This window comes from Streptomyces triculaminicus (assembly GCF_017349075.1).
Lineage (GTDB): Bacteria > Actinomycetota > Actinomycetes > Streptomycetales > Streptomycetaceae > Streptomyces > Streptomyces triculaminicus.
This window is the reverse complement of the sequence record NZ_JAFMOF010000004.1, coordinates 927,587-953,901: the sequence shown is the minus strand read 5'-3', so window position 1 is coordinate 953,901 and position 26,315 is coordinate 927,587. Positions and strand designations below refer to the sequence as shown.

The 26,315-nt window shown below is 71.7% G+C and carries 1 pseudogene (cut by a window edge); it reads left to right on the top strand.

What is annotated here, in order from left to right:
* A pseudogene (locus J1792_RS34615) lies at positions 1-26,315 on the top strand (type I polyketide synthase); its annotated part reaches 8,368 nt to the left of the window's first position; the annotation flags it as partial.

Genomic DNA, 26,315 nt, shown 5'->3' with positions numbered 1-26,315 from the left:
AGGGCGTTGGTGTGCTGCTTGTGGAGCGGTTGTCGGATGCCCGTCGCAATGGTCATCAGGTGCTGGCGGTCGTGCGGGGTTCGGCCGTCAACCAGGATGGTGCGTCCAACGGGCTCACCGCTCCCAATGGTCCGTCGCAGCAGCGCGTCATCCGTCAGGCCCTTGCCAGTTCCGGGCTGGCCCCGTCCGATGTGGACGTGGTCGAGGCGCATGGTACGGGTACGAAGCTGGGTGACCCGATCGAGGCGCAGGCACTTCTTGCCACGTACGGTCAGGAGCGGGAGGCGGACCGGCCGCTGTGGCTGGGGTCGCTGAAGTCGAACATCGGGCATACGCAGGCTGCTTCCGGGGTTGCCGGTGTGATCAAGATGGTCATGGCGATGCGGCATGGAGTGCTGCCCCGGACGTTGCACGTGGACGAGCCGTCCCCGTATGTGGACTGGGCGGCGGGTGCGGTCGAGCTGTTGACGGAGGAGCGGGCGTGGCCGCTGGTCGGGGACCGGCCGCTGCGGGCTGGTGTGTCCTCGTTCGGGATGAGCGGCACCAACGCCCACGCGATCCTGGAACAGGCCCCCGAGACGGAGATCGGGACCGACATCGGGACCGACTCGTCCTCGCCCGACGGGGCGCTGACGCCCTGGACGCTGTCCGCCCATAGCGCTCCGGCGCTACGGGCGCAGGCTGAACGGCTGCTGGCCTTCACCACCTTCGAACCCGAACTGCGTCTCGCTGACGTCGCGTTGTCGCTGGCGGTGACACGGACGGCACTCGAGCACCGCGCGGTCGTCCTAGGCCGTGACCGTGCCGAGCTGGTTCGAGGCCTCGAGCAACTGGCCGGCGGGGAGTCGGTCGGAGCCGGTGCCGTACGGGGCGTCTCCTCCGAGGGGCGGCTGGCGTTCCTGTTCACGGGGCAGGGGGCGCAGCGGGCCGGGATGGGCCGGGGGCTGTATACGGCGTTCCCTGTGTTTGCGGATGCGTTGGATACGGTGTGCGCGCGGATGGACGGCTCTCTGGAGCATTCGTTGCGTGATGTGCTCTTCGGTGACGGGGAGTTGATCGACCAGACTGCCTACACGCAGGCGGGGCTTTTTGCACTGGAGGTCGCTCTCTTCCGGTTGCTGGAGTCGTGGGGTGTCACCCCTGACTTCCTGCTCGGGCACTCAATTGGTGAGTTGGCTGCCGCGCATGTGGCGGGTGTGTTGTCGCTGGACGACGCGTGCACCCTGGTGACGGCTCGTGGTCGGTTGATGCAGGCGCTGCCCGTTGGTGGGGCCATGCTCGCTGTCGAGGGCGTCGAGTCCGAGGTCGCGGAGGCCCTGGCCTCTTACGAGGACCGGGTGAGCATTGCGGCGGTCAATGGGCCGGCTTCGGTGGTGGTGTCTGGTGATGCGGATGCGGTCGCGGAGCTTGAGGCTGTGTGGCGTGAGGCGGGTCGTCGGGTCAAGCGGCTGACGGTCTCGCACGCCTTCCACTCGCAGCGCATGGACGCGATGCTCGACGAATTCGCTGCCGTGGCAGGTGAGGTGACCTTCCACGCCCCGCGCATACCGATCGTCTCCAACGTGAGTGGGAAGCTCGCCGACGCGGACGAGATCCGTACACCGGGTTACTGGGTGAGGCATGTCCGCGAGGCGGTACGTTTCGCCGACGGCGTCCAGTACCTCCACGCCCAGGGCGTCACCCGCCTCCTGGAGCTGGGCCCGGACGGCGTGCTGTCCGCCATGGCCCAGCAGAGCATCGACGTCACCGCGCTCCCTGTGCTGCGCGGCGACCGCGACGAGACGGCATCGGTATTCGACGCGCTGTCGGCTGCCCATGTCCAAGGCGTGCCTGTGGACTGGGCCGCCGTGGTGGCCCCCCGGGGCGGTCGGGTCGTGGACCTGCCCACGTATGCCTTCCAGCGGGAGCGCTACTGGCCGGCGGGCGGCCGGTCACGCGCGGGCGATGTCGCCGGTGCCGGCCTCGGTGCTGCCGGGCATCCGCTGCTGGGGGCCGAAGTCTCGCTGGCTTCGGGCGCCGGGGTGGTGCTGACGGGACGGTTGTCGGTCTCCGTACAGCCGTGGCTCGCGGATCACCGGGTGCACGGGCAGGTGGTCTTCCCGGGCACCGCGTTCGTCGAGCTCGCGTTGCGGGCCGGGGAGCAGGTGGGTTGCGGGCGGCTGGCGGAGCTGACGCTGGAAGCTCCGCTGATGCTGCCCGAGCACGGTGCGGTGCAGGTGCAGGTGTCCGTATCGGGCTCGGACGAGGCACAGGGCCGTACGGTGGAGATCTATTCCCGCGCCGAGCACGGCGACGCGACCTGGGCGCGGCACGCCACTGGCCTGCTGACGGTTGAAAATCCCCTCGTGGGAGGGGAATCGGTGTGGCCTCCGTCGGTTGATGGCGAGGCGCTCGCGGTTGCGAGCATGTACGAGGAGCTGGCGGCGGCTGGGCTGGATTATGGCCCGGTGTTCCAGGGTGTGCGTGCCGCCTGGCGGTCCGGTGAGTCGGTGCTGGCCGAGGTCGTCCTTCCAGGGGGCGAGCAGGCGCAGGCGGGTTCCTTCGGTCTGCACCCGGCGCTGTTCGACGCTGCTCTGCACGCCTTGGTGGTGGGCGGGCTGTTTGACGACGCCGCAGCGGTGCGGCTGCCGTTCGCATGGCAGGGCGTGTCCCTGTACGCGGCAGCCGCCACCGAACTTCGGGTGCGGCTGACCGCCGTCGGACCGGAGGCGATCTCGCTTCAGGGGTACGACGCTTCGGGCGCCCTGGTGGTCTCGGTGGACTCGCTCACGCTGCGGTCGGTGTCGGCGCAGCAGCTGGCTGCGAAGGCGGACGTCGATGGGTTGTATGGGGTGGAGTGGGCTCGGGTTGTGGTGCCCGAGAGCGCTGATTTTGCTGGGACTGTTGGGCTGTGCGCGCTGGGTGAGTTGGTGGGTGTGCCGGGTGGGGATGTGGCGGTGTGGTTGCCGTCGTTGTCGTCGTCCGGTGGGTTTGGTGAGTGTGTGGGTGGTGTTCTTGGGGTTGTTCAGTGGTGGTTGGGTCAGGAGTGTTTTGAGGGTTCGCGGTTGGTGTTGTTGTCGCGTGGTGCGGTGGATGTGGGTGATGGCCGTGCGGTGACGGATCTGGCTGCTGCTGGTGTGTGGGGTTTGGTGCGTTCGGCGCAGTCGGAGCATCCGGGGCGTCTGGTGCTGGTGGACGTGGACGGTGCGGAGCCTTCGGCGGAGCAGCTGGCTGCTGTGTTGAGTGTCGATGAGCCCCAGCTTGCGTTGCGTGATGGTGTGTTGTGGGCGCCGCGTTTGGCGAGGGCGTCCTCGCTTTCGGTGCTGGCTCTTCCGGACAGCGAGCAGCAGTGGCGTTTGGAGGGTTCTGGCCGGGGTGCTTTGGAGGATGTTGCGCCGGTTGCGGTGACGCTTTCTGCGCTGGCGCCTGGTGAGGTGCGGGTCGGTGTGCGTGCGACGGGAGTGAACTTCCGTGACGTGCTGATTGCGCTTGGCTCGTATCCGGATGCCACTGCGTTGATGGGTTCTGAGGGTGCGGGTGTGGTCCTCGAGGTCGGTTCCGGTGTCGAGGGATTGATGGTCGGGGACCGGGTCTTCGGTCTCTTTGACGGTGGTTTCGGCCCGGTGACGGTGGTCGACCGGCGTTTGGTGGCGCGGGTGCCGGTGGGGTGGTCGTTCGCGCAGGCTGCGTCGGTGCCGATGGCGTTCCTGACGGCGTACTACGGGCTGGTTGACCTCGGTGGTCTGCAATCCGGCGAGTCGGTGCTGGTGCACGCGGCTGCCGGTGGCGTGGGTATGGCTGCCGTGCAGGTCGCGCGTCATCTCGGGGCCGAGGTGTTTGCGACGGCGAGTGTGTCGAAGTGGCCGGTTGTGGAGGGTCTTGGGGTCCCGCGTGAGCGGATCGCTTCTTCGCGTGATCTGTTGTTCGAGGACGCTTTCCGTGAGCGGCTGGACGGAGGCTGTGTCGATGTGGTCCTCAATGCTTTGGCGGGGGAGTACATCGACGCGAGTGCCCGGCTGTTGGGCGAGGGTGGTCGGTTCGTGGAGATGGGCAAGGCCGACCTTCGCGAGGAAGGTTCCTTCGCCGATGGGGTCACGTATAGGGCGTTTGATCTCTTCGATGCGGGTCTGGACCGGTTGGGCGAGATCCTCACCATCGTTGTGGGCTTGTTCGAGCGGGGTGAGTTGTCGCTGCTGCCGGTTCGGGCGTGGGATGTGCGGGAGGCGGTGTCCGCGTTCCGGTTGATGAGCCGGGGCGGACACGTCGGCAAGAACGTCCTCACCTTCCCCCGTCCTCTCGACCGTGATGGCACGGTTCTGATCACGGGCGGTACGGGTGCGCTGGGTGGTCTGCTGGCCCGGCACCTGGTGACCGAGTACGGGGTGCGCCATCTGGTGCTGACCAGCCGCCGGGGCGCGGATGCCCCGGGCGCCTCCGACCTCCTCGCCGAGCTGCGGGAGTTGGGGGCTGAGGCGGTCGCGGTGGCGTGTGACGTCTCGGACCGTGACGCCCTGGCGGCTGTGCTCGACGGCATTCCGGCCGAATATCCGTTGACCGGTGTCGTGCACACTGCCGGTGTAGTCGACGACGGTGTGTTCGCGTCGATGACGCCCGACCGGCTGGCTGCCGTCTTCGCGCCGAAGGCCGACGCGGCCCTCGCGCTCCACGAGCTCACCGCTCACCTCGACCTATCCCTGTTTGCCCTCTACTCTTCGGTCTCCGCGACCTTCGGGACCGCCGGTCAGGCCAACTACGCCGCCGCCAACTCCGTCCTCGAGGCCCTCGCCGCACAGCGGCACGTCCAGGGACTTGCAGGTCAGGCTCTGGCCTGGGGCCCGTGGGACCAGGACACCACGGGCGGCATGCTGGGCGGGCTGGGGCAGGCGGACCGGGAGCGGATGAGCCGTTCCGGATTGCGGGCGCTCACGCCCGAGCGCGGGCTCGCCCTGTTCGACCAGGCGTGCCGGACCCCGGCACCGGCCTTGGCCGTCGTCGACCTCGACATCAGCGCCCTCGCTGCCCACATCGATGCCGCGCCGGCGGTGTTGCGCGGGTTGGTGCGGGCGCCGAAGCGGCGTGCGGCCGCCGTAGCCGGGCGGGGGGACGGTTCGTCGCTCGCCGGGCGGCTCGCGGGGCTGTCGGCTGCGGAACAGGAGCGGCAGCTGACAGCTCTGGTGCTGGGCGAGGTCGCGGCCGTGCTCGGCCATGCGTCGGGTGATGCTCTCGAACCGGGCCGTGCGTTCAAGGAGCTGGGCTTCGACTCGCTGACCTCGGTGGAGTTGCGCAACCGCATCAACGCCGCCACCGGCCTGCGGCTGCCCGCCACCCTCGTCTTCGACCAGCCGTCCCCGGCGGCGGTCGTCGGCTACTTGAAGGGCGAGTTGGTAGGGACGGCAGACGCAGCGGCACCGGTGCATCCGGTGGCTGCCGTGCCGCTGGACGACGATCCGGTGGTGATCGTCGGCATGAGCTGTCGGTTCCCGGGAGGCGTCACGTCCCCCGAGGACCTGTGGCGGCTCGTGGAGTCCGGCGCGGACGCGGTCGGGGACTTCCCCACCGACCGCGGCTGGGACCTTGCCGCTCTCTTCGACACGGAGACCGGCCGGGCCGGCACGTCGTCCACCCGACAGGGCGGATTCCTCTACGACGTGGGCGAGTTCGACGCGGAGCTGTTCGGGATCTCGCCGCGCGAGGCATTGGCGATGGACCCGCAGCAGCGGCTGCTGCTGGAGGCCTCGTGGGAGGCGTTGGAGCAGGCGGGCATCGCCCCGCTGTCGATGCGTGGCGAGCAGGCCGGCGTGTTCATCGGCGCCGCCTCGTCCAACTACGGTGTGAGCTACGGCGCCACGGATTTGGTGAACGAGGCCGAGGGCCACTTGCTCACCGGCGCGCTGACGAGTGTGGCGTCGGGCCGGATCGCGTACACCTTCGGGTTCGAGGGTCCGGCGATGACGGTCGACACGGCCTGCTCGTCGTCGCTGGTGGCCCTGCACCTCGCGGTGCAGGCCCTGCGCAACGGTGAGTGCGACCTGGCGCTTGCCGGTGGTGCGACCGTGATGGCGACGCCCGGTATCTTCACCGAGTTCAGCCGCCAGAACGGTGTCGCCCTGAACGGCCGTTGCAAGTCCTTCTCCGCCGAGGCGGACGGCACCGGCTGGGCCGAGGGTGCCGGCGTCCTCGTGGTCGAGCGACTCTCGGACGCCCGGCGGCGCGGGCACCAGGTGCTCGCGGTCATACGTGGCACCGCGATCAACCAGGACGGCGCGTCCAATGGTCTGACGGCGCCGAACGGTCCGTCGCAGCAGCGTGTGATCCGTCAGGCCCTTGCGCAGGCGGGGCTGACCACGGCCGATGTGGACGTGGTCGAGGCGCACGGTACGGGTACGAAGCTGGGTGACCCGATCGAGGCTCAGGCGCTCCTCGCCACGTACGGCCAGGGCCGGCCCGAGGGCAAGCCCCTGTGGCTCGGCTCGATCAAGTCCAACATCGGGCACGCGCAGGCCGCCGCCGGGATGGCCAGCGTGATCAAGATGGTGATGGCGATGCGCCACGGCGTGCTGCCCCGGACCCTGTACGCCGAGCAGGCTTCGCCGCACATCGACTGGTCGTCCGGTGCCGTGGAACTGCTGACGGAGAATCGCCCGTGGGGGGCGGACGGCCGGTCGCGCCGGGCAGGTGTGTCGTCGTTCGGTGTCAGCGGTACCAACGCGCACATCATCCTGGAGGACCCGGAACCGCAGGAGGCCCACGCCCCGGCCGCGCGCACCGCTCCGGCGTACCTGCCGTGGCTGCTCTCCGCCAAGTCCGAGGACGCGCTGCACGCGCAGGCCGACCGCCTGCGGTCGTTCCTGGAGGACCATGAGAATCTGAACCTCCTGGACACCGCCACGTCCCTGGCCACCACGCGCACCGCACTGTCGCACCGGGCCGTCGTGCTGGCGTCGGACGAGGGCGGCTTCGCCCAGGCGCTGTCCGAGGTGGCGCAGGGACGACGGGCGAGCAACGTCGTGCTCGGCACTGTGGAGTCCGGCGGCCTCGCGTTCTTGTTCACGGGGCAGGGGGCGCAGCGGGCCGGGATGGGCCGGGAGCTGTACGAGACGTTCCCGGTGTTCTCGGAGGCGTTGGACGCGGTGGCGGAGCGGCTGGACACCCAGCTGGACCGGCCGATCCGGGGGGTCCTCTTCGGTGACGGGGAGCTGATCGACCAGACGGTTTACACGCAGGCGGCGCTTTTTGCGCTGGAAGTGGCCCTGTTCCGGCTCATGGAGTCGTGGGATGTGCGCCCTGACTTCCTGCTGGGGCATTCGATCGGTGAGCTTGCTGCCGCGCACGTCGCCGGCGTGCTGTCCCTGGACGACGCGTGCACGCTGGTCGCCGCCCGGGGCCGGCTGATGCAGGCGTTGCCGTCCGGTGGGGCGATGCTCGCCGTCGAGGGCACCGAGTCCGAGATAACGGAGGCACTGTCTTCGTACGAGGGTCGCGTCAGCATTGCTGCGGTCAACGGGCCCACCTCGCTTGTGGTCTCCGGTGACGCCGATGCCGTCGCGGAGCTGGAGACTGCGTGGCGCGCCGAAGGCCGGCGGGTCAAGCGGCTGACGGTGTCGCACGCGTTCCACTCGCCGCGCATGGACGCGATGCTCGACGAATTCGCCGTGGTGGCCGGGGGGCTGGATTTCCGTGCTCCCCGGATTCCGGTCGTCTCCAATGTGAGCGGCACGCTCGCTGACCCGGAGGAGATCCGGACCCCTGCCTATTGGGTGAGGCACGTCCGTGAGGCGGTGCGTTTCGCCGATGGTGTCCGGTATCTGACCGATCAGGGGGTGACGACGCTCGTCGAGCTCGGCCCGGACGGTGTGCTGTCCGCCATGGCCCAGGAGACCGCCGACCTCCACGCGGTCCCCGTCCTGCGCGGCGACCGCGACGAGACCGAAACGCTCTTCACCGCCCTCTCCGTCGCCCACACCCACGGCACCCCCGTCGACTGGGCCGCGCTCTTCGCCCCGTACGGTGGGCAGGCCGTCGCCCTACCCACGTACGCCTTCCAGCGCCGGCACTACTGGCCGCGCGAGTCCCCCGTAACCGGCGACGTCAGCACAGCCGGTCTCGGCGTGATGGGGCACTCCCTGCTGGCTGCCGGAGTCGCACTCGCCGGAGGCGAAGGGTCCGTCTTCACCGGGCGGCTCTCGCAGGCCTCGCACCCGTGGCTGGCCGATCACGTCGTCCACGGGCAGGTCGTCGTCCCCGGCACTGCCTTCGTGGAGCTCGTCATCCGTGCCGGCGACCAGCTGGGTTGCGGGCACCTGGACGAACTCGTCCTCGAAGCCCCGCTCGTGCTGCCCGCCGACAGCGCCGTCCAGGTCCAGGTCACGCTCGACAACCTCGACGGCCAGGGACGACGGTCGTTCGCGGTGTACGGGCGCGTGGATGCCGTCGCAGGTTACGTCGGCTGGTCCGACCAGCCATGGACCTGCCACGCCAGGGGGACCCTCATGCCCGCCGAGGCGGCACAGGCCCCGGTTCCTCACGACACGGGCGACCCGGCCCAGTGGCCGCCGGCCGGCGCCGTCGCGGCCGACATCGACGGCATGTACGCCGACCTGGACGCGGTCGGGCTGCGCTACGGCCGAGTGTTCCAGGGAGTGCGCGCGGTGTGGCTGCGCGGCGAGGACGTGTTCGCCGAAGTCCGGCTGCCCGAACGCGAGGAGAGCCAGGCCGCCCGATTCGGGCTGCACCCGGCGCTGCTCGACGCCGCTCTCCAGGCGGCCGCCGTGGCCGCGCTGAAGACGGGCGACGGCACCGGTGTCGGCCTGCCGTTCTCGTGGTCCGGTGTCTCGCTGTGGGCCTCCGGGGCCGCAGCGCTCCGCGTCCGTATCTCCCCGTCCTCCGACGGCGGGCTCTCCGTCCACGGCATGGACGCCGACGGGGCGCCGATCGTGTCCGTCGACGCGCTCGCGGTACGGCCCATGGCCGCCGACCAGCTGCGCCGGACGGCAGCCACCGACGAGCTGTACCGGGTGGACTGGATCCGTACCCCGAATCCCGCCGACCGCCAGGCCCCGGCTGCGCGCTTCGCCGTGCTCGGCGCGGACGCTCTGGGCGCTGCGGAGGGACTGAGAGGCGCGGGCGCGGTGGTGCGTTCCGTGGCCTCGGCCGACGACCTCGCCGACGAACTGCCGGAGGCGGCGGTCCTGTCCGTCGCCGGAGCGGCCACTCTCGACGTGTTGCCGATACTGCAGAGCTGGCTCGGCGACGAACGCTGGGAAGGCGTGCCGCTGGCTGTGGTGACACGGGGCGCGGTGGATGCCGGTGACGGCGGTGCGGTTGTGGACGTGGCAGCTGCGGGCGTGTGGGGTCTGGTGCGTTCGGCCCAGTCGGAGCACCCGGGGCGTCTCGTCCTCGTGGACGTGGACGGCGGCGGCGCCTCGTGGGCCGCGCTGACCGGAGTCCTCGCCGGTGGAGCCGGTGCCGAGGGTGTTCTCGCCGGCGGTGAGAACCAGCTCGCGGTGCGGGACGGCGGAGTACTCGCCGCGCGCCTGGTGAAGGGTGGCGGTGGCCTGGTCCTGCCGACCGGGGGTGAACCCTGGCGGTTGGAGGGCTCTGAGCGGGGTGCGCTGGAAGACCTCGCGCCGGTTCCGTTGGACCTGCCGGTGGCGGGTGAACTCGCTCCCGGTGAGGTGCGGGTCGGTGTGCGTGCGACGGGAGTGAACTTCCGTGACGTGCTGATTGCTCTCGGCTCGTATCCGGATGCCGATGCGTTGATGGGTTCTGAGGGTGCGGGTGTGGTCCTCGAGGTCGGTTCCGGTGTCGAGGGATTGATGGTCGGGGACCGGGTCTTCGGTCTCTTTGACGGTGGTTTTGGCCCGGTGGTGGTGGTTGACCGGCGTTTGGTGGCGCGGGTGCCGGTGGGGTGGTCGTTTGCGCAGGCTGCGTCGGTGCCGATGGCGTTTTTGACGGCGTACTACGGGCTGGTGGATCTGGGTGGTCTGCGCTCGGGTGAGTCGGTGCTGGTGCACGCGGCTGCTGGTGGTGTGGGTATGGCTGCCGTGCAGGTCGCGCGTCATCTTGGTGCTGAGGTGTTTGCGACGGCGAGTGTGTCGAAGTGGCCGGTCGTGGAGGGTCTTGGGGTTCCGCGTGAGCGGATCGCTTCTTCGCGTGATCTGTCGTTCGAGGACGCTTTCCGTGAGGCGGCTCCGGGTGGTGTTGATGTCGTTCTCAATGCTTTGGCGGGGGAGTACATCGACGCGAGTGCCCGGTTGTTGGGTGAGGGTGGTCGGTTCGTGGAGATGGGCAAGGCCGATCTTCGTGATGCCGGCTCTTTTGTGAACGGGGTCACGTATAGGGCGTTTGATCTCTTCGATGCGGGTCTGGACCGGTTGGGTGAGATCCTCACCATCGTTGTGGGCTTGTTCGAGCGGGGTGAGTTGTCGCTGCTGCCGGTTCGGGCGTGGGATGTGCGGGAGGCGGTGTCCGCGTTCCGGTTGATGAGCCGGGGCGGGCACGTCGGCAAGAACGTCCTGACACAGCCGCGACGGCTGGACGCCGACGGCACCGTCCTGATCACGGGTGGTACGGGTGCGCTGGGTGGTCTGCTGGCCCGGCATTTGGTGTCCGAGTACGGGGTGCGCCATCTGGTGCTGACCAGCCGCCGGGGCGCGGATGCCCCGGGGGCTTCCGACCTCCTCGCCGAACTTCGGGAGTTGGGGGTTGAGGCGGTCGCGGTGGCGTGTGACGTCTCCGACCGCGACGCCCTGGCGGCTGTGCTCGACGGCATTCCGGCCGAGTATCCGTTGACCGGTGTCGTGCACACTGCCGGTGTAGTCGACGACGGCGTCTTCGCGTCGATGGCGCCCGACCGGGTCGGCGCCGTGTTCGCGCCGAAGGCCGACGCGGCCCTCGGGCTCCACGAGCTCACCGCTCACCTCGACCTGGCGATGTTCACGCTGTACTCGTCGGTCGCGGCGAGCTACGGTTCGGCCGGTCAGGCGAACTACGCTGCCGCCAACGCCGTTCTCGACGCCCTCGCTCACCACCGTCGGGCCCGGGGCCTCGCGGGTCAGTCGCTGGGTTGGGGCTTGTGGGAGCAGGTCAGCGGGATCAGTGGTCACCTCAGCGAGGCCGATCTCGCCCGGATCGAGAAGCTGGGCGGAGGTCTGTCCACAGCGGACGGTCTCGCGCTGTTCGACGCCGCGCTGGGCGCTGCCCCCGCGCACGTACTGCCGGTCCGGCTGAACCTGTCCGGACTGAAGGACCGGGCCGAGGTTCCGGCGTTGCTGCGCGGGCTGGTGCGGGCGCCCAGGCGCCGTACGGTCGCTGCCACCGGCCATGGCGATGGTTCGTCGCTCGCCGGTCGTCTGGCGGGCCTCTCGGCTGCGGAGCAGGAGCGTCAGCTGACAGCTCTGGTGCTGGGCGAGGTCGCGGGCGTGCTCGGCCATGTGTCGGGGGAGGCCATCGAGGCGGGCCGTGCGTTCAAGGAGCTGGGCTTCGATTCGCTGACCTCGGTGGAGTTGCGCAACCGCATCAATGCCGCCACCGGCCTGCGGCTGCCCGCCACCCTCGTCTTCGACCACCCCACCCCCGCCGCACTGGCCGAGCGGCTGCGCGACGACCTCGTCGGTTCGGAAACGGCCGTGCCCGTACGGTCGGCGGTCGCCGTGCCGCTGGACGACGATCCGGTGGTGATCGTCGGAATGGGCTGTCGGTTCCCCGGTGGGGTGGAGTCCCCCGAGGACCTGTGGCGGCTCGTGCTGTCCGGTGCGGATGCGATCGGGGACTTCCCGACGGACCGTGGTTGGGACCTTCCCGCGCTGTTCGACGTGGAGTCCGGCGAAGCCGGTACCTCCAGCACACGGCAGGGCGGCTTCATCTATGACGTGGGCGAGTTCGACGCCGGTCTGTTCGGGATCTCGCCGCGCGAGGCCCTCGCCATGGACCCCCAGCAGCGGCTGCTGATGGAGGCGTCCTGGGAGGCGCTGGAGCGGGCGGGCATCGCCCCGCTGTCGCTGCGCGGCGAGCAGGCCGGCGTCTTCATGGGCGTGGCCAACTCGCTGTACGGCGGGTTCGGCGGCCCGCTCCCGGCGGAGATCGAGGGCCTCTCCCTGACGGGCACGTCGACCAGCGTGGCGTCGGGCCGGATCGCGTACACCTTCGGTCTCGAGGGCCCGGCGATGACGGTCGACACCGCGTGCTCGTCCTCCCTCGTCGCCCTGCACCTCGCCGTGCAGGCGCTGCGCTCCGGTGAGTGCGACATGGCACTCGTGGGCGGTGCCAACGTGATGGCGAAGCCGGGCATCTTCACCGAGTTCAGCAGGCAAGGTGGTGTGGCGGCCGACGGCCGCTGCAAGTCCTTCTCCGCCGACGCCGACGGCACCGGCTGGGCCGAGGGCGCGGGCGTCCTCGTGATCGAACGGTTGTCGGACGCGCGCCGCAAGGGCCACCAGGTCCTCGCGGTCGTACGTGGCACCGCGGTCAACCAGGACGGCGCGTCCAACGGGCTGACGGCGCCGAACGGCCCCTCCCAGCAACGCGTCATCCGCCAGGCCCTCGCCAATGCCCGACTCTCGGCCGTCGACGTGGACGCGGTCGAGGCGCACGGCACGGGTACGAAGCTGGGCGACCCGATCGAGGCTCAGGCGCTGCTCGCCACCTATGGCCAGGAGCGGGAGGCGGACCAGCCGCTGTGGCTGGGGTCGCTGAAGTCCAACATCGGGCACGCGCAAGCCGCCGCCGGTATCGGTGGCGTGATCAAGATGGTCATGGCGATGCGGCACGGGATTCTGCCGCGGACCCTGCACGTGGACGAGCCCTCGCCGCACATCGACTGGGCGTCGGGCGCTGTGGAGTTGCTGACGGAGAACCGTCCGTGGGAGGCGCAGGGCCGACCGCGCCGGGCGGGCGTGTCGTCGTTCGGCGTGAGCGGCACCAACGCCCACGTCATCCTCGAAGGCGCCGAGCCGGTACAGGAGGAGAAGAGCGGAAGGACGGCGCAGGCCACTCCCCGGCTGCTGCCGTGGCTGCTCTCGGCCAGGTCCGAGGAGGCGCTGCACGCCCAGGCCGACCGCCTGGGAACGTTCGTGGCGAGCCGTGACGGCCTCGGCCTGGCCGACGTCGCCGGGTCGCTGGTCACTACGCGGACCGCGCTGTCGCACCGCGCGGTGGTGCTGGCTTCGGATGCGGACGGCTTCGCCCAGGCGTTGTCCGAGCTGGCGCAGGGCCGACGGACGAGCAATGTGGTGCTTGGTACGGCCGAGTCCGGCGGCCTCGCGTTCTTGTTCACGGGGCAGGGGGCGCAGCGGGCCGGGATGGGCCGGGAGCTTTACGCGGCGTTCCCGGTGTTCGCGGAGGCGTTGGACGCGGTGGCGGAGCGGCTGGATTCGCAGCTGGAGCGTCCGGTCCGGGGGGTCCTCTTCGGTGACGGGGAGCTGATCGACCAGACGGTTTACGCGCAGGCGGCGCTTTTTGCGCTGGAAGTGTCCCTGTTCCGGCTCATGGAGTCGTGGGGTGTCACTCCTGATTTCCTGCTGGGTCATTCGATCGGTGAGTTGGCTGCCGCGCACGTCGCCGGGGTGCTGTCGCTGGACGACGCGTGCACCCTGGTTGCCGCTCGGGGGCGTCTGATGCAGGCGTTGCCGTCCGGTGGGGCGATGCTCGCCGTCGAGGGCATCGAGTCAGAGATAGCCGAGGTCCTGTCCTCGTACGAGAACCGCGTCAGCATCGCCGCCGTCAACGGGCCCACCTCGCTCGTGGTCTCCGGTGACGCGGATGCCGTCGCGGAGCTGGAGGCCGCGTGGCGCGCCGAAGGCCGGCGGGTCAAGCGGCTGACCGTTTCGCACGCTTTCCACTCGCCGCGCATGGACGCCATGCTCGAGGAATTCGCCGCAGTGGCGGCGGAGTTGACCTTCCATGCGCCTCGGCTGCGGATGGTTTCCAACGTCACCGGCAAGCTTGCCGATCCGGACGAGATCCAGACCCCGGAGTACTGGGTGAGGCACGTTCGCGAGGCCGTACGTTTCGCCGACGGTGTCCGGTATGTGACCGGGCAAGGCGTCACTACGCTCGTCGAGCTCGGCCCGGACGGCGTCCTTTCCGCCATGGCCCAGCAGACCGCCGACCTCGTCGCCGTTCCCGCCCTGCGTGACGGCCGCGACGAGACCGAAACGCTCTTCACCGCCCTCGCCACCGCCCATACCCACGGCACCCCCGTCGACTGGGCCTCGGTCCTCGCCCCGTACGCCGGGCGGACCGTCGCCCTGCCCACGTATGCCTTCCAGCGTCGGCACTACTGGAGCTCCGGCCTGACAGGCAGTGGGCTCGGTGCCGGGCTCGGGCATCCGCTGCTCGACAGCGCCGTGTCCCTGGCCGACGGCGAGGGTGTGGTGCTGACCGGGCTGCTGTCCGCCGGCACGCACCGCTGGCTGGCCGACCACAAGGTGCACGGCCGTGCGGTCGTCCCCGGCACCGCGTTCCTGGAACTGGCGCTGCGCGCCGGCGAGCAGGTCGGCTGTGCAGGGCTGACCGAACTCACCCTGGAGGCGCCGCTCGTCATGCCCGAGCGGGGCACCGTCGAAGTACAGGTCAGGGTGGCATCCGGAGACGAGGGCGACGACCGGCCGCTGACCGTCCACTCCCGGCCCGAGGGTGCGCGGACGTGGGTCCGGCACGCTGCCGGTGCGCTGGCGGCAGGGGTCGTCGGCACGGAGGCGTTCGAGCCGGCCGTGTGGCCGCCCGAGGGCGCCGAGCCGGTGGCCGTCGACACCCTGTACCAGCGGCTGGCCGCGAGCGGCCTCGACTACGGAACGGTGTTCCAGGGGATGCGCGCCGCCTGGCGCGCGGGCGACGACATCTTCGCCGAGGTCGTCCTGCCGGACACGGCCCGGCAGGTGGCCGAGCGGTCCGGGATCCACCCGGCGGCGCTCGATGCCGTGCTGCACTCGCTCGCCCTCGGTGGGAACGCCGAGGGGGCCGCGCGGCTCCCGTTCGTCTGGTCCGGTGTGAGCCTGTACGCCGCCGGCGCCTCCGTGCTGCGTGCCCGGATCACGCCGGTCGGGCCCGACGAGGTCGCGCTGCGCCTCGCGGACGCCTTGGGGCGGCCCGTGGCCGAGGTCGCCTCGCTGACCCTGCGCGCGGCGACCGCCGAGCAGCTGGCTCAGGTGGGCAGGGCGGGCACCGCCGACACGCTGTTCGCGGTGGACTGGGTGGAGCAGACGGCACCCGCGGAGTCGGCCGCGCTCGCGGTCGACGCGGTGGTTCCGGAGGTACGTCTCGACGCGGAGGGCGCGATCGTTCTCGATCCCCCGGCCGGGCCGGACGAGCCGTTCCCGGCGCTCGTGTACGCCGACTTCACCGAGGAGGGCCCGTCGGACGGCGCTGCCGTCCATGTCCGTACGCACCAGGCGCTCGCGCTCCTGCAAGCCTGGCTGGGCGAGGCGCGGTTCGCCGCGTCCCGGCTGGTCGTAGTGACGCGGGGTGCCACGGCCACCGGCGACGGCGACGACGTCATCGACCTGGCGGGTGCCGCCGTGGCCGGACTGGTGCGCAGTGCGCAGACGGAGAACCCGGACCGGTTCGTGTGGCTCGACGTGGACGGGAACTCGGACAGTGCCCGCGCCTGCGACGACGTTCTCGCCGGCGTCCTCGCCCGCGTCCGCACCCTCGACGAACCCCAGCTGGCCCTCCGATCCGGCACCTTGTACGCCGCCCGGCTCGTCCGGGCCCTGCCTGCGGGCACCGCGCCCGCAGCCCGGGAGTCCGTCCGCCGGAGCGCTACCGGAACCACTCTCATCACCGGTGGCACCGGTGCCCTCGGCGCACACCTGGCCCGCCACCTGGTGACCGAACACGGCGTCCGCCACCTCGTCCTCACCGGCCGCAGGGGCCCCGACGCCCCGGGAGCCGCCGAACTCGTGGAGGAACTCCTCGAGTTGGGTGCGGACACGGCTGCCGTGGTGGCCTGCGACGCATCCGACCGGGACGCGCTCGCCGCCGTACTCGACACGATCGGAGCCGAGCACCCGCTGCGCGCGGTCGTGCACGCGGCCGGTGTCCTGGACGACGGCACGATCGACTCGCTGACCCCGGAGCGGCTGGACCGCGTCCTGCGGGCCAAGGCCGACAGCGCGCTGCACCTGCACGAGCTGACGCTGGCCAGAGACCTCTCGCTGGACGCGTTCGTCCTGTTCTCGTCGGCTTCGGCCGCATTCGGCACCGCAGGCCAGGGCAACTACGCGGCCGCCAACGCCCTCCTGGACGGCCTCGCCCAGCACCGGCGCGCCCAGGGGCTGCCCGCCCTCTCGCTGGCCTGGGGCCCGTGGGCGGGCGACGACGGCATGGCCGCCCGGCTCGGCAGGGCCGAGCGGGCCAGGATCACCGCACTCGGCGGGGCGCTCTCCGTCGAACAGGGCCTGGCCCTGTTCGACCTGTCCGCCAGCGCCGGCCGCGCGGTCGTCGTACCGATGGCCATGGACCTCGCAGGGGCAGCCGCCCCGCGCGGCCTGGAAGGAGCGGCCCTGCTGCGCGGCCTGGTACGCCCGGTGCGCCGCCGGGCCGAGGACCGCTCCCTGCCGTCCGGTTCGGCGCTCGCCCAGCGTCTTGCCGCCCTCACCGAGCAGGAACAGACACGCCTCGTGGGCGACCTGGTGCTCACGGAGGTCGCGGACGTACTCGGTCACGCCACCTCCGGCGCGGTCGAGCCCCGGCGCTCCTTCGCCGACCTCGGCTTCGACTCGCTGATCGCGGTGGAACTGCGCAACCGGCTGGCCGCCGCGACCGGACTGCGGCTCCCGGCCACCCTCGTCTTCAGCTACCCGAACCCGGAGACCCTGACCGAGTACCTGCGCAGTGAGCTGGCCGGACGTACGGCCGTCGCGCCCCAGGACGCCGCCGCTCCGGCCCGCACCAGCGCGGGCACGGGCGACGACCCGATCGTCATCGTGTCGATGAGCTGCCGCTACCCCGGTGGGGTGCGCACGCCCGAGGAGCTGTGGCAGCTCGTCCGCGAAGGCGGTGACGGGATCTCCGAGTTCCCGGTCAACCGCGGCTGGGACCTGGAGCGGCTCTTCCACCCGGACCCCGACCGGTCCGGCACCAGCTACACCCGCGAGGGCGGCTTCCTGCACGACGCGGACCGGTTCGACGCCGGGCTGTTCGGGATCTCGCCGCGCGAGGCGCTCGCCATGGACCCGCAGCAGCGGCTGCTGCTCGAGCTGTCCTGGGAGACCTTCGAACGCGCCGGCATCGACCCCACGTCGGTGCGCGGTACCCGCACCGGAGTCTTCGCCGGGGTCATGTACCACGACTACGCGTCGAGCATGGCCGCCGTACCCGAGGACGTGGAGGGGTACGTCGCGACGGGCAGCGCCGCCAGTGTGGTGTCGGGCCGGGTCGCGTACGCCTTCGGGCTGGAGGGCCCGGCGGTCACGCTGGACACCGCATGTTCCTCGTCGCTCGTCGCCCTGCACTGGGCCAGTCGCGCGCTGCGCGACGGGGAGTGCGACATGGCGCTGCTCGGCGGCGTCACCGTGATGGCGAAGCCGGACACCTTCGTGGAGTTCAGCAGGCAACGCGGACTCGCCAGGGACGGGCGCTGCAAGTCCTTCGCCGCCGGAGCCGACGGCACCGGCTGGTCGGAAGGCGCGGGCGTGCTGCTGCTGGAGCGGCTGTCGGACGCGCGCCGCAAGGGGCACCAGGTGCTCGCGGTCGTACGGGGTTCGGCGGTCAACCAGGACGGCGCGTCCAACGGACTCACCGCTCCCAACGGGCGTTCCCAGGAGCGCGTCATCCGCGAGGCGCTGGCGGCCTCCGGGCTCACCGCCGCGGACGTGGACGTGGTCGAGGGCCACGGCACCGGTACGGCACTGGGCGACCCGATCGAGGCACAGGCACTTCTTGCCACGTACGGTCGGGAGCGGGACGCGGACCGGCCGCTGTGGCTGGGCTCGCTGAAGTCCAACATCGGCCACACCCAGGCCGCCGCAGGCGTCGGCGGCATCATCAAGATGGTCATGGCCATGCGCCATGGTGTCCTGCCGCGGACCCTGCACGTGGACGAGCCCTCGCCGCACATCGACTGGGCGTCGGGCGCCGTGGAGCTGCTGACGGGGAACCGGGCGTGGGAGACCGGGAACAGGCCGCGTCGGGCGGGCGTCTCGTCGTTCGGCATCAGCGGTACCAACGCACACGTGATCATCGAGCAGCCGGAGCCGGAGCCGGAGCCCGTTGCGGACACGGACGCACCGGCCCCGCAGCACCTGCCCCTGCTCCTCTCCGCCGGTTCACCCGAGGCCCTGTCGGCCCAGGCGCAGCGACTCCTCGCCTTCCTCGACGCGCAGCCGGAGCAGGTTCCGGTGCGTGTGGGACGGGCGCTGGCGACGGGCCGGGCGATGCTCGACCACCGGGCCGTCGTACTCGGTTCGGACCCTGACGGCCTCCGGCGTGGGCTGGCGGATCTCGCCGAGGGCCGTACCGGGACGGGAGTGGTGAGTGGGCTCGCGGGCCCGGGGAAGACGGCGTTCTTGTTCACGGGGCAGGGGGCGCAGCGGGCCGGGATGGGCCGGGAGCTTTACGCGGCGTTCCCGGTGTTCGCGGAGGCGTTGGACGCGGTGGCGGAGCGGCTGGATTCGCAGCTGGAGCGTCCGGTCCGGGGGGTCCTCTTCGGTGACGGAGAGCTGATCGACCAGACGGTTTACGCGCAGGCGGCGCTTTTTGCGCTGGAAGTGGCCCTGTTCCGGCTCATGGAGTCGTGGGGTGTCACTCCTGATTTCCTGCTGGGGCATTCGATCGGTGAGCTTGCTGCCGCGCACGTCGCCGGGGTGCTGTCGCTGGACGACGCGTGCACCCTGGTCGCCGCTCGGGGGCGTCTGATGCAGGCGTTGCCGTCCGGTGGGGCGATGCTCGCCGTCGAGGGCATCGAGTCAGAGATAGCCGAGGTCCTGTCTTCGTACGAGGGTCGCGTCAGCATTGCTGCGGTCAACGGGCCCACCTCGCTCGTGGTCTCCGGTGACGCGGATGCCGTCGCGGAGCTGGAGGCCGCGTGGCGCGCCGAAGGCCGGCGGGTCAAGCGGCTGACGGTGTCGCACGCGTTCCACTCGCCGCGCATGGACGCGATGCTCGACGAATTCGCCGTGGTGGCCGGGGGGCTGGATTTCCGTGCTCCCCGGATTCCGGTCGTCTCCAATGTGAGCGGCACGCTCGCTGACCCGGAGGAGATCCGGACCCCTGCCTATTGGGTGAGGCATGTCCGTGAGGCGGTGCGTTTCGCCGATGGTGTCCGGTATCTGACCGATCAGGGGGTGACGACGCTCGTCGAGCTCGGCCCGGACGGTGTGCTGTCCGCCATGGCCCAGGAGACCGCCGACCTCCACGCGGTCCCCGTCCTGCGCGGCGGCCGCGACGAGACCGAAACGGTCCTGACCGCCCTTGCCACGGCCCATACCCACGGCACCCCCGTCGACTGGGCCGCCGTTTTTCAGCCGTACGGCCGGGGCGACGGTGACAGCGGTACGGTCGCCGCACTCCCGACCTACGCCTTCCAGCGCGAGCGGTACTGGGTCGACGCGCCCGTCGGAGGTGCCGGTGCGGACGTCCTGGGCGACGCCGCGCTCGCCCAGTTCTGGCAGGCCGTGGACTCCGAGGACCTCGCGGCCCTGACCGGCACGCTGCGACTGGGTGGGGACGCCCCGCTCAGCGAGGTGCTGCCGGCGCTGTCCTCCTGGCGCCGCGGGCGGCAGGAGCGGTCCGTGGTGGAGGCGTGGCGGCACCGGGTCGGTTGGCAGCCGGCCGGGGACGTTCCGGCCGGTTCGCTCTCCGGGACGTGGCTGCTGGTGGGTGGGGGAGACGCCCTCGCCGCCTCCGTCCGGGACACGCTCCGGCGCGGCGGGGCCGACGTGGTGGAGATCGAGGGTGCCGGGGACGACCGCGAGCGGCTGGCGCTGCGCCTGCGGGAGGCGGCGCGGGCGACCGGAGAGGTCGCCGGTGTGGTGTCCGTCCTCACCGATGTACGCTCCGGCGAGCCGTCCGGGTCCGCACCGTACGGCACCGACGGAAGCGCCGTGCCTGCCGCGCTGATAGGCACCCTGTTGCTCGTCCAGGCACTGGACGACGCGGACCTGAACGCTCCGCTCTGGTGCGTGACACGGGGAGCCGTCTCCGTGGGGCGCTCCGACGCGCTCGGCAGTCCCGCGCAGGCCCAGATCTGGGGGCTCGGCAGGGTCGCCGCGCTGGAGTACCCGCAGCGGTGGGGCGGCCTGGTCGACCTGCCAGAGGTGTTCGACGACCGGGCCGGGGCCCGCCTGGTGGCGGTTCTCGCCGATGCGGGCGAGGACCAGGTCGCCGTACGCGCCTCCGGTACGTTCGTACGCCGTCTGCGGCCGGCCCCGCTGCCCTCGGGCGCGGCGGCGGAGCCTTGGCAGCCGTCCGGGACCGTACTGCTCACCGGTGCGACCGGCGCCCTCGGCGCGCACGTCGCGCACTGGCTGGCCGACCGGGGCGCGCGGCACCTCGTACTGACGAGCCGTCGCGGACCCGACGCGCCCGGTGCCGCCGAACTCGTCGCGGCGCTGGCCGAGCGCGGCACCGCCGCCACCGTCGTGGCCTGCGACGCCGCGGACCGGCAGGCGCTCGCCGCGCTGCTCGCGGACCTGCCGGGGGAGGCGCCGCTCACGGCCGTGTTCCACCTGGCAGGACATCTGGACGACGGTGTGCTGGGCGCGCTGACGCCCGAGCGCCTCGCCCCGGTGCTGCGGGCCAAGACCATCGCCGCCCGCAACCTGGACGAGCTGACGCGCGGGACGGACCTGGACGCGTTCGTCCTGTTCTCCTCGCTCACCGGCACCCTCGGCAACCCGGGCCAGGCCGGTTACGCGGCGGCCAACGCCCACCTGGACGCCCTGGCCGAGCAGCGCCGGGCCGCCGGACTGCCCGCCCTGTCCCTCGCCTGGGGCCCGTGGGCCGACGGCGGCATGGCCGACGACGACCTCCTCGTGCAGCGGCTGGTGCGCGCCGGTACGACGCCGATGTCCCCGGCCCAGGCGATCACCGCCCTGGGGCACGCGGTCGACGGCGGCGACACGGTGGTCTCGATCGCCGACATGGAGTGGCCGCGCTTCGTGAGCGGCTTCACCGCGGTAAGGGACAGCCGACTGTTCGACGAACTGCCGCAGGTGCAACAGAAGTCGGCGTCCATCGGGACCGGCGCCGCGAGTGCCCGCGGTCAGGCGGCGGAGCTGCGGCGGCGGCTCGCGTCCGGGGGAGTGGCCGAGAGCGAGCGGCTCCTCCAGGAACTGGTGCGGCAGCAGGCCGCCGCGGTGCTCGGCCACGCGTCGGCGGGCGTGATCGACAAGGACCGGGCGTTCCGGGACGCCGGCTTCGACTCGCTGACCGCCATGGAACTGCGCAACCGGCTGGCCGCCGCGACCGGTCTGGCCCTTCCGGCCAGCCTGGTCTTCGACTACCCGAACCCTGCCGCGCTCGCCGGACACCTGGGCGAGAAGCTGGCAGAGGGCACGGAGGCGACTCCCGCGCAAGGCAGGCAAGCCGAAGCATCCGGAGACGGTGCGGCGGCCGACGACGCCATCGCCATCGTCGGCATGAGCTGCCGCTTCCCGGGCGGAGTACGCAACCCCGAGGAGTTCTGGCAGCTCATCATCCAGGGCGTGGACGCCATCGCGGACTTCCCGGCCGACCGCGGCTGGGACCCGAGGGCACACGCCGGGGCGGACTACGCCCGCCGTGGAGGCTTCCTCACCGGGGTGGCCGACTTCGACGCCGCGCTGTTCGGCATCTCGCCGCGCGAGGCGCTCGCCATGGACCCGCAGCAACGACTCCTGCTCGAAACGAGCTGGGAGGCGTTCGAAGGCGCCGGGATCGATCCGACGTCGCTGCGCGGCAGCCGCACCGGAGTCTTCGCCGGCACGAACGGCCAGGACTACATCTCGCTCCTCGCGAAGGCCACCGACGACGGACTCGAAGGTCACCTGGCCACCGGGAACTCGGCGGCCGTCATGTCCGGCCGGCTCTCCTACGCGTTCGGCCTGGAAGGCCCGGCGATGACCGTGGACACGGCGTGCTCCGCGTCCCTGGTCGCCATGCACCTGGCCGCCCAGGCGCTGCGCCAGGGCGAGTGCACGCTGGCGCTGGCGGGCGGTGTGACGGTGATGTCCACGCTGGACGCGTTCACCGAGTTCAGCCACCAGCGCGGCCTCGCGGCCGACGGGCGGTGCAAGCCGTTCGCGGCGGGCGCCGACGGCACCGGCTGGGGCGAGGGCGTCGGCATGCTCGTCCTGGAGCGGCTGTCCGACGCGCGGCGCAACGGACACCATGTCCTCGCCGTACTGCGCGGCTCCGCCGTCAACCAGGACGGCGCGTCGAACGGTCTGACCGCGCCCAACGGTCCCTCGCAGCAGCGGGTGATCCGGCAGGCTCTTGCCAACGCGCGACTGTCGGCCGCCGAGGTGGACGTGGTCGAGGCACACGGCACCGGCACGGCGCTGGGCGACCCGATCGAGGCGCAGGCCCTGCTCGCCACGTACGGCCAGGGCCGGCCGCAGGACGAGCCGCTGCTGATCGGCTCGGTCAAGTCCAACATCGGTCACACGCAGGCCGCCGCCGGTGTCGCCGGCGTCATCAAGATGATCATGGCGATGCGGCACGGAGTGCTGCCCGCCAGCCTGCACGTGGACGAGCCCTCGCCGCACGTCGACTGGTCGGCGGGCGCGGTCCGGGTGGTGACGGAGAACCGGCCGTGGGAGGCCGAGAACCGGCCACGCCGGGCGGGTGTGTCGTCGTTCGGTATCAGCGGCACCAACGCCCACGTGATCATCGAACAGCCCGAAGCGGAACCCGTGCCGGAGAGGGCGCCGGAGTCCGGCTACCGGGGCGTGCTGCCTTGGGTCCTCTCGGCGGAATCCGACGAGGCGCTGCGCGGACAGGCACGACGGCTGCGGTCGTACGCGGCCGGGTCCGCGGCCGAAGGAGACCAGGACGGCGAAGAGAACCACCGGCAAGGCCTCGCGCCCGTGGACATCGGCTGGTCGCTCGCCGCGTCGCGGGCCCGGCTGACCCACCGGGCCGTGGTGATCGCGGCCGGGACCACCGGCTTCCTGGACGGGCTGACCGCCGTGGCGGACGACTCGGCCGCGCCCGCGGTGGTGCGCGGCTCGGCCCTGGCAGGAGGTCCGCTGGCGTTCTTGTTCACGGGGCAGGGGGCGCAGCGGGCCGGGATGGGCCGGGGGCTGTATGGGGCGTTCCCGGTGTTCGCGGATGCGTTGGATGCGGTGTGTGCGCGGATGGATGGCTCGTTGGAGCGTTCGTTGCGTGATGTGCTCTTCGGTGACGGGGAGTGGATCGATCAGACGGTTTATACGCAGGCGGCGCTGTTCGCGCTGGAGGTCGCTCTCTTCCGGCTCCTCGAGTCGTGGGGTGTCACCCCCGACTATCTTCTCGGGCATTCGATCGGTGAGTTGGCTGCCGCGCATGTGGCGGGTGTGCTGTCGTTGGATGATGCGTGCACGCTGGTCGCCGCGCGGGGTCGGTTGATGCAGGCGCTGCCCGTCGGCGGGGCCATGCTCGCTGTGGAGGCCACCGAGGGAGAGGCGGCCGAAGCCCTCTTGCCCTACGAGACGAAAATCAGCATCGCGGCGGTCAACGGGCCTGCTTCGGTGGTGGTGTCCGGGGACGCCGATGCCGTCGCGGAGCTGGAGGCGATGTGGCGTGAGGCGGGTCGTCGGGTCAAGCGGCTGACGGTCTCGCACGCCTTCCACTCGCCGCACATGGACGCGATGCTCGACGAATTCGCTTCCGTGGCACGTGGGATGACCTTCCAGGCTCCGAGGCTCCCGATCGTCTCCAACGTCTCCGGCAAGCTTGCCGACGCCGACGAGATCCAGACCCCCGAATACTGGGTCCGCCATGTCCGCGAAGCGGTCCGCTTCGCGGACGGCGTCCAGTACCTGCACGACCGGGGCGTCACCACGCTCATCGAGCTCGGCCCCGACGGAGTCCTCTCCGCCATGGCCCAGCAGACCGTCGACCTCCACGCGGCCCCCGCCCTGCGCGTCGACCGCGACGACACCGCGACGATCCTCACGGCCGTCGCACAGGCCCATGTACGAGGGGCCGGGGTCCGGTGGAGCTCGGTGTTCGACGGCTGGGGCGGCCGACGCGTCGACCTGCCCACGTATGCCTTCGAACACCGCCGCTACTGGCCCGAACTGCCGCCCTATCCCAGCGGGTCGAGCGCCCTCGACGCTTGGCGCTACCGCGTGTCCTGGACCCCGGTCCCGGACACGGAAACGGCCTCGCTGTCCGGGACGTGGCTGATCGCCACGGCCGTGGGGGCGGCCGGCCAGGACCGGGCGTACGAGGACCTGGCGGCGGCCCTGGGCAGGGCGGGTGCCCGTACCGACCGCATCGAGGTGCCCGCCGGTGAGGAGCGTTCCGTGCTCGCCGCCCGGCTGCGCACCGCGGCCGGCGCCGGCGGGATCGCCGGAGTGCTGTCCACGATCGCCCAGGACGAGACGCCGGACTCCCGGGCCCCGGGCGCTGCCGCCGGCCTCACGTCGACGGCGACCCTGGTCCAGGCACTGGCCGACGCCGAGGTCGACGGGCCGCTGTGGGTCCTGACCCGTGGCGCCGTGTCCGTGGGAGCGGCCGACGTGCTCACCGCTCCGGCGCAGTCGCAAGTGTGGGGCTTCGGCCGAGTCGTCGCGCTGGAACAGCCGCGCCTGTGGGGAGGGCTGATCGACCTGCCGGAGCCGGCGAACGGGACGGTGGCGGGCCCGGTCGACGACCGGACCGCCGCACGCCTGGTAGCGGTCCTCGCCGACGGCACCGAGGACCAGGTGGCGATCCGCGGCACGGGAGTCCTCGCTCGTAGGTTGCTGCGCGACCCGCTGGCCGACGACCGGCCGACCGCGCGGCCCGTGGACACCGAGTCCTCCGTGGAGGCGGAGCCGTCCGCCAGGCCCACGGATTCCGCGGACGGCACGCGGCCCTGGCAGCCGTCCGGGACCGTCCTCGTCACCGGAGGCACCGGTGCGCTCGGTTCCCGTGTCGCCGGCTGGCTGGCCGACCGGGGTGCGCAGCGACTCGTCCTGACGAGTCGACGTGGACCTGCCGCACCAGGGGCCGACGCACTGGTGGCGGACCTTGCCGCGCGCGGTGCGCGGGCCACCGTGGTGGCCTGCGACGTGGCCGACCGGAACGCGCTCGCGGCCGTACTCGAGGCGATTCCGGCCGCACACCCGCTGACCGCGGTGGTGCACGCGGCGGGCATCGTGGACGACGGCATCGTGGACGCGATGACGCCGCAGCGGCTCTCCTCCGTCCTGTCCGCGAAGACGATGGGCGCCGCGCACCTGGACGCGCTCACCGAAGGCATGGACCTCGACGCCTTCGTGCTCTTCTCCTCCCTCGCGGGCATGCTCGGCAACCCGGGCCAGGCCAACTACGCGGCCGCCAACGCCTACCTGGACAGCCTCGCCGAACAGCGCCGGGCCCGCGGACTCGCCGCGACATCCATCGCGTGGGGCCCCTGGGCCGAGGCCGGCATGGCGGACGAGCAGGTGGCCGCGACCGGCGGGCACCGGGCCGGGGTCGGTGCGCTGGACCCCGAGCTGGCGCTCATCGCGCTGGGGCAGGCCGTCGACCACCGCGACTGCGTGGTGGCCGTCGCGGACATCGACTGGGCGGCGCTCGCGCCGGGCCTGACCGCCGTACGACCGGTTCCGCTGCTGGAACACCTGATGGGGGCACCGGGCGTGGAAGCCGGCGCCGTGACTCCGGAGACGGGGAGGGACACGGGCCCCGCCCGTGCCACCGCCCTGCGTGCGGAGCTGGCGGCGGCTGCCGGGCCCGAGGGCGAACAGATCGTCCTCGACCTGGTCCTGGAGGAGACCGCGCTGGTGCTGCGGCACGGCTCGGCGGGCGAGATCGACGCGGAACGGCCGTTCCGCTTCCTCGGCTTCACCTCACTGGCCGCCGTGGAACTGCGCAACGCCCTGTCCGCCGCGACCGGACTCACCCTCCCGGTCAGCCTGATCTTCGACCACCCCACCCCGGCGGCGGTCGCGGAGTTCCTCAGTGCCGGACTCGCCCCGGAACCGGCACCCCCGGGCACCGGCTCGATCCTCGCCGAGCTGGATCGCCTGGAGTCGACGCTCGCCGCACAGCTGCTGGAAGGCGACGAGGCGGAGGCTCTCGCGACCCGGCTGGAGAGCATTCTGTCCAGACTCCAGGTCCCGCACCAGGAAAACTCCAAGGTCGCTGAGAACGCGGACAGCAAGCTCGAGGAAGCCTCGGTGGATGACCTCCTGGAGATCATCCAGAGCGAGTTCGGAAAGTCCTGA